Origin of the sequence: Methanospirillum sp., from assembly GCF_035406105.1 — an archaeon.
Classification (GTDB): Archaea; Halobacteriota; Methanomicrobia; order Methanomicrobiales; family Methanospirillaceae; genus Methanospirillum.
This window is the reverse complement of the sequence record NZ_DAONKG010000269.1, coordinates 1-2,935: the sequence shown is the minus strand read 5'-3', so window position 1 is coordinate 2,935 and position 2,935 is coordinate 1. Positions and strand designations below refer to the sequence as shown.

Genomic DNA, 2,935 nt, shown 5'->3' with positions numbered 1-2,935 from the left:
GCGCTCGCAGATATCGCTATATATCCAATAAAACCAGAGGAAATTGACCCTTCTATGCAGTATGAAGAGGTTATCGGAGCATTCCAGCAGACCCTGTATACTCTGAAGGATGGGATTGTTGTAAGCAGGGACGGGGAGGTTATCAGGGGTGTGCCGAACCGTACCTTCTGGTCCCATGCCGAGCTTCCGGATGATATGGATGTCATGAAAAGCCCGCGGTTTGTGGAGAAGTTTTCACGGTTTTACTCAGTCGATCTGGAGAATTACCTGGTACAGGATGAGTACGTGCAGCGAGGTGTTGCGATAAACACCAGGACTGCATAACCATTATGTAATGTCACGGTTGATCATCATTTTCACCAAATGAAGAACTTTGGAGTAACTGTTGTGCCGGATGAATCATTATGATGCAGGTCACCCTTACGATGAAACCCCGTGCAAAGCCTTTCCTGCCCATTGAAGCAGAGATGATCATTCCGATGAATTTTATCGGAAACCGTGAACTGTTTGTCTGGGAAGGGAATAAGAAACGCCGTCTTGAAGAAGTTTTCACTGTCAGAAAAGAGGGGAATGTGAACTCACCAGAGAACATCGTTGTTATTCTCAGGGGAGATACAAGCCGGGTCAAGCGAGTTGGAGAATACATGTCATCTGGAACAATCATCATCGAAGGTGACATCGGGATGCATTGTGGAAATTTCATGCGGGGCGGAAATATTGTCATTCATGGGAATGCCGACGGGTGGCTAGGGCGTGAGATGCGTGCCGGATCCATCCTCTGCCACGGGAACGCCGGTGATTACTGTGGTTCAGGATACCGGGGTGAGAAACGAGGTATGAGAGGCGGTAAAATCGAAGTCATGGGTAATGCCGGCGATTATCTGGGAGAGTACCTGACAGGAGGAGAGATCCATGTGCATGGGAATGCAGGGATGTTTGCCGGGGCAGAGATGCGAGGAGGTATGCTGATTATCGACGGTGATGTCAGGATTCCGGCAGCAAATATGTCAAAGGGAACCTGTATTGTGGGAGGAACCGTGATTGATATGCTGCCAACTTTTGAGAGAATAGGGGAGAAGGAAGGCATGGTAGTATATCACGGTGATATTGCAAACAAAGGAAAGGGAGAGCTGATGGTAAAAAAGTAATAAGTACAGCTCTTGAATGATTCAATACCAAAGAATGACAAAAATGTTCCTTTGTTTGTATTCAGATCTTTTGAAATGATGAAACGGAGAGTGAATATTTGAATATTACAGTTATTGGTGGGGGGTATGTTGGCCTCGTCACCGCTTCATGTTTTGCTTATCTTGGGCACACTGTTCGTATAGTTGAGATTGACACTGGGAAAGCAGATCTCATTAATCAGGGAGTACCACCCATCTATGAAGATAAACTGGAGGAGATTCTTCGGCAGATATCAGGAAAAAATCTCTCTGCACAGTCCCATTACGAGGGGATAGAGGATGCTGATATCATTCTGATATGTGTTGGGACACCTCCACAGGATGATGGATCTGCAGATCTCAGATATATCACAGGTGCTTCAGAATCCATTGGATATGCCCTGAAGGGATCAACAAAATATCATGTGATTACCGTCAAAAGTACTGTTCCGCCTGGAACCACAGAATCAGTGGTCATCCCGGCTGTGATGAAACCTCTGGGAGATATATCAGATACAGTCGGTTTTTGTATGAACCCGGAATTCCTCCGGGAAGGAAGAGCGATTGATGACTTTTTGCATCCTGACCGTATTGTCATCGGGGGAACATCTCAAAAAGCGATAGAGGTTGTCCAAAAAGCTTATGAAAAACTGGATGCACCAGTCATCACGACCTCTCTGAAAGCGGCTGAGATGATCAAATATACTTCGAATGCATTTCTGGCAACCAAGATCTCGTTCTCGAATGAGATCGGAAATATCTGTAAAAAACTTGGGATAGATGTGTATGAAGTCATGAAAGGCGTTGGGTATGATCACCGGATCAACCCGTATTTTTTAAATGCAGGGCTCGGATTTGGAGGAAGTTGTTTTCCAAAGGATGTCATGGCTCTTATCAGGCTTGCAGAAAGGTATGGCGAAGAGCCGGTTCTGCTCAAATCGGTGATTGAGGTGAACGAACAACAGCCAGGCAGGATTATCCAGCTTCTTCGAACGCGTATTGGCGATCTCAAAGAGAAGAAAATTGCCGTCCTTGGTCTTGCATTTAAGGACAACACGGATGATGTCCGGGATTCACGCTCCATTCCGGTCATTTCGGAGTTATTGGAACAGGGGGCAATTATCTCTGCATTTGATCCTATGGCTGCCGACTCCATGAAAAAGATATTTCCATCTCTTAGCTATTACACGAATGCTGGAGATGCCCTTGAGGGGGCCGATGCATGCCTTGTTCTGACCGAGTGGCCTGAATTTTCCAAACTGGGCTCTGAATTTGCCAGGATGAAGAATCAGGTAATTATTGAAGGGCGAAAGATATTATCCTGTTCTGGTATCGAAGGAGTCTGCTGGTAATATGGCTGATGTGGTCAGAAAAGTAGTCATCCCTGCAGCAGGTCTTGGGACCAGATTTCTTCCGATTACAAAGGCTCAGCCAAAAGAGATGTTACCGGTTGTTGACAAGCCGGTCATTCAGTATGTGGTTGAGGAAGCAGTTGCCTCAGGGATTGATGACATCATTATCATTACCGGTAGGAACAAACGGGCCATTGAGGATCATTTTGACCGGTGTATCGAACTTGAGGATAAAATATCATCTCATACGGGATCAGGTTCACATACCTATATTGATATGAGTGATATCCCGAATATTCACTATATAAGACAGCGTGAGCCAAAGGGACTTGGAGATGCCATACTGCTCACAGAAAAACACTGTAATGACGAACCGTTTGTGGTCCTGCTTGGGGACACTATTACGATTGCACCCAA

Annotated in this window: 3 protein-coding genes and 1 pseudogene; all 4 read left to right on the top strand. The window is 45.7% G+C overall.

From position 1 onward, the window contains the following. A pseudogene (locus PLA23_RS12200) lies at window positions 1–324 on the top strand (formylmethanofuran dehydrogenase subunit A); the annotation flags it as partial. 80 nt (window positions 325–404) lie between these two features. Next, window positions 405–1,148: a formylmethanofuran dehydrogenase subunit C gene (locus PLA23_RS12195; RefSeq protein WP_324475358.1), complete on the top strand. Its 744-nt coding sequence runs from the start codon at window positions 405–407 to the stop codon at window positions 1,146–1,148. Between the two features lie 98 nt (window positions 1,149–1,246). After that, on the top strand, window positions 1,247–2,518 hold the full coding sequence (locus PLA23_RS12190; protein WP_324475357.1) for a UDP-glucose dehydrogenase family protein: 1,272 nt from the start codon (window positions 1,247–1,249) through the stop codon (window positions 2,516–2,518). 1 nt (window position 2,519) lies between these two features. After that, on the top strand, window positions 2,520–2,935 hold a 416-nt coding region (locus PLA23_RS12185), incomplete at its 3' end, for a sugar phosphate nucleotidyltransferase (protein ID WP_324475356.1).

Coding starts and splice junctions, on each gene's coding strand:
- PLA23_RS12195 (WP_324475358.1), top strand. CDS start 405: ATGATGCAGGTCACCCTTACGATGAAACCCCGTGCAAAGCCTTTCCTG.